Annotated in this window: 4 protein-coding genes and 1 pseudogene; 2 read left to right on the top strand and 3 right to left on the bottom strand. The window is 35.9% G+C overall.

Annotation, left to right across the window (positions count from 1 at the left end; translation table 11 throughout):
- Positions 1–96: 96 nt before the first annotated feature.
- The 3 genes from AC1DPQ_RS21615 to AC1DPQ_RS21605 all read right to left on the bottom strand — a co-directional run bounded on the left by AC1DPQ_RS21615 (position 97) and on the right by AC1DPQ_RS21605 (position 2,644).
- Positions 97–459 (bottom strand): BlaI/MecI/CopY family transcriptional regulator, encoded by a 363-nt coding sequence (locus AC1DPQ_RS21615; RefSeq protein WP_215128250.1) that lies wholly within the window; start codon positions 457–459, stop codon positions 97–99.
- A gap of 198 nt (positions 460–657) precedes the next feature.
- Positions 658–1,158 (bottom strand): hypothetical protein, encoded by a 501-nt coding sequence (locus AC1DPQ_RS21610; RefSeq protein WP_477610834.1) that lies wholly within the window; start codon positions 1,156–1,158, stop codon positions 658–660.
- 109 nt (positions 1,159–1,267) lie between these two features.
- Positions 1,268–2,644, bottom strand: a complete 1,377-nt coding sequence (locus tag AC1DPQ_RS21605) for a dicarboxylate/amino acid:cation symporter (protein ID WP_440822588.1) — start codon at positions 2,642–2,644, stop codon at positions 1,268–1,270.
- Positions 2,645–2,805: 161 nt separating this feature from the next.
- Between AC1DPQ_RS21605 and AC1DPQ_RS21600 the strand changes: the two genes are divergently transcribed.
- Positions 2,806–3,303: an RNA polymerase sigma factor gene (locus AC1DPQ_RS21600; protein WP_477610833.1), complete on the top strand. Its 498-nt coding sequence runs from the start codon at positions 2,806–2,808 to the stop codon at positions 3,301–3,303.
- Positions 3,290–3,500 (top strand): annotated as a pseudogene (locus AC1DPQ_RS21595) (hypothetical protein); the annotation flags it as partial. The gene AC1DPQ_RS21600 and the pseudogene AC1DPQ_RS21595, both read left to right, overlap by 14 nt.

Below are 3,500 nucleotides of genomic sequence, written 5' to 3'. Positions count from 1 at the left end.
AAGTTAGTCTTCGCAACACTAGATAATAGGTTGCCGAAAACAAGATCAGCACCAGATTAATTTTCAATAAAATGATAAAGAAATGTGGCATGGCATTTACTTTTCAGGGTTCTCAATTAAATTTATAATCTCTTTAAGTTCCTCCGCACTTATTTTTTTATCCTTTGCAAAAAAAGCTACCAGTTCTTTATAAGAGCTTTGGAAATAATTATTTACAAAACCACTCATAAAGCGCTTTTTATATTCTATTTCCTTAACTTTTGCACTATAGCGGTTGGCATTGGCAAAACGTTCGCTCATCAGATAGCCCTTGCGTTCTAAATTCTTGATGGTAGATGCCAGTGTAGTATATGGTGGTTTCGGATCGGGAAGTACATCCATAAAATCTTTGATAAAGCCCTTACCTATCTGCCAAACAGCCAGCATGGCTTCCTCTTCCTGTAATGTTAATTTTTCCATTATTACGAATATATCGTAAATATACGAAAACATCCTAAAAGGAAAAAGACTTTAACAAAACGCTAACATTTAACGCTTTATTAAAGTCTTTTTGGTTCATTGGCCATTAGTTCATTGGTCAATGTTTTAATCGGTTAACTGCCTCAAACGTCAATTTAACTTAATCGACTTGAGACTCTGGACTCCGAACTACCCTATCTACTTCCCGCTTCTTTTTTCAGCTTGTAATAAGGTTTCCTGAATGATTTTTCTCATTTGAACAGCTGCATCCAGTWATTTTGGATTACCATCAAAGTCGCCATAAATGGTTACGTGTTTTGACTTCTTTTTATAGTTGAAAGTTATATCATAACGCGGTACCAGTCTGGATTTATCGCTTTTTTTACCAATGGTATCTGGAAAATTCCAAAGGCCGATTTCGTTTGCCTTTCTATGCATGTATAACACATCATTGCTCTTTAAAAAGAACTTTTTGGTAACTACTGAGTCTTTATTATTTACGTACTGATAAATGCCGGTCTTTGAATCGTATGTGTTTTCCAAAGTATCTTTTAAACCATAACTATACTGCATTGACACAAAATCATCCTTGCGGAAAGGCGCATTCTGTATAATCGGTTTATAATAGATGTAACAATAAATGATCATCGGAACGATAATGGTAATGGCTAAGAATATTTTTTTTCCTCTACTTGACACTTGATGTTGAATTATTGAGTGAATATTTAATTATTGAATGAGAGAATTGTTGAATGATTGAATGAATTATTGAATGAGACAATAGGACTCAAGACTACCGACTTTAAACTTACGACTCCTTAAGCTCCCCTTCCCACTTACTTACCACTGCTGTTGCAATGCTATTTCCAACAACATTAGTTGCAGAACGGCCCATATCCAATAAAGGATCGATACCGATTAACAAAGCTAATCCCGCTTCCGGAATATTAAAGCTCGCGATGGTGCCGGCAATTACCACTAATGATGCTCTTGGTACACCAGCAATTCCTTTACTGGTTAACATGAGGATTAAAAGCATAGAAATTTGCTGCTCGAAACCTAAATGGATGCCATAGGCCTGTGCAATAAATAAGGAAGCAAAGGTCATGTACATCATCGAACCATCCAGGTTAAACGAATAACCCAATGGCAGTACAAAACTTACAATTTTATCTTTACAGCCGAAACGCTCTAACAGCATCATTGTTTTTGGATAAGCCGCTTCGCTACTTGCTGTACTGAAAGCCAAGAGCGCAGGCTCTTTCATATCGTTTACCAAACGGAAAATACGTTTCTTCAGTACCAAAAATCCTAAGAAAATTAAAACTGCCCATAGTATGGCTAATCCCAGATAGAATTCGCCTATAAATATGGCATAGGTATTAAGTACATTCAAACCTTGTTTGGCCACAATGGCTGTCATGGCTCCAAAAACAGCCAATGGTGCAAAATTCATTACATAACCTGTCATTTTTAAGATTACGTGCGCAATGGCGTCAAATGCTTTGATTACAACCTGGCCTAAATCGCCAATTGCAGCTGTTGCTACACCAAAGAATAAAGAGAATACAACAATCTGCAAAATTTCGTTGGTAGACATCGATTCGGCAATACTTTTTGGAAAAACGTGCGCGATAAAATCTTTTACACTCATTGATGCTTTCTGGATACCGGTATTTACCAATTGATCGGGCAATGATAATTTCATATGTCTTCCGGGTTCGAATAAGTTTACTAAAATCATACCCAGTACCAGCGACATTAACGACATGGCCAAAAACCAGCCCAATGTTTTACCGCCAATTCTACCCACGGCCTTAATGTCGCCTACTTTGGCTACACCAACCACTAAGGTTGTAAATACCAATGGCGCAACAATCATTTTAATCAGGCGAAGAAAAATATCGCTCAATAACGTAAAGTATTCTAATTTTTTCTCCCTAATGTCTTCGTTTTCTTTTTTGATTTTAGCGTTTACTTTTCTTTCGGCCTTAAGTTGTGTATAGCCAATACTGGTGGTATCGGTAGTTTTGGCAATGCTTACCTCTATACTTTTAACTTTCGCATCGGCGGTGAGTATTTTCTGGTTATAGACATCGATTGAATTGACATTTAAAATATAGCCCAATGCAATACCCGCAATCAGCGCTAAGAAAATGAAAAGCGTGAGTTTGTTTTTTTTCATGAATATAAAAAGTTTGTGGCACTCTTAATTTGGTAAAACTACGATATTTACGGCGTGTAACAAATTTTGATAACAGGTGACATTAAAAAATATATTATTTTTGATTTCTGGTGTAACAAAAAATGTACATCATCATCTAAAACGCAACTATAAACCCCTAAATGGAACAAAAAGACAAGTTATTTAAAGAGATCTTCGATTCAAATTCCAAAAAGATATTCCATTTATGTTATGGTTATACTGGCGATACCGACGCTGCAAACGATCTTCTACAGGAAACTTTTTTAAAGGTTTGGCAAAATCTGGATAAGTTCAGAAACAAATCTTTAATTTCTACGTGGATTTATAGAATTGCCGTGAATACTTGTTTAACTTATTTGAGATCAGAAAAAAGACAGGCGAAAGACGAATTAACAGATAACATTATAGAAAATAAAATAGAGGAATTTTCAGAGAAAAATGAACAGGTTGCCCTACTTTATAAATGTATATCCAAGCTCGAAGAGAATGACCGTTTAATTATTACAATGGTACTTGATGAATTACCATACCACGAAATTGCCGACATATCTGGAATAAGCGAAGGCAACTTGAGGGTAAAAATTCACCGCATTAAACAAAAATTAACAGAACTATATAGSCAGTATGCAAGCGTTTGATCAAATACAGGAGTTGTGGCAAAAGCACGAGGTAGAAGTTAAGGTTTCTGCTGATGAAATGCTGCAACAAGCGAAGAAAGAAGTAAATGGATTAAAGCTAAAATCTGCTTTGAACATTTTGGGGATGCTGGCATCCTTTATTGCCATTGCTGCATTATGGATATTTTTTCACTTCGAATCGTGGACTACACACGTAG

The sequence above is a fragment of the Pedobacter sp. 01T416_2 genome, from assembly GCF_056398925.1.
Note: the sequence above shows the minus strand (reverse complement) of the source record. Positions and strands in the feature narration are given on the sequence as shown.

Coding starts and splice junctions, on each gene's coding strand:
- AC1DPQ_RS21605 (WP_440822588.1), bottom strand. CDS start 2,644: ATGAAAAAAAACAAACTCACGCTTTTCATTTTCTTAGCGCTGATTGCG.
- AC1DPQ_RS21615 (WP_215128250.1), bottom strand. CDS start 459: ATGGAAAAATTAACATTACAGGAAGAGGAAGCCATGCTGGCTGTTTGG.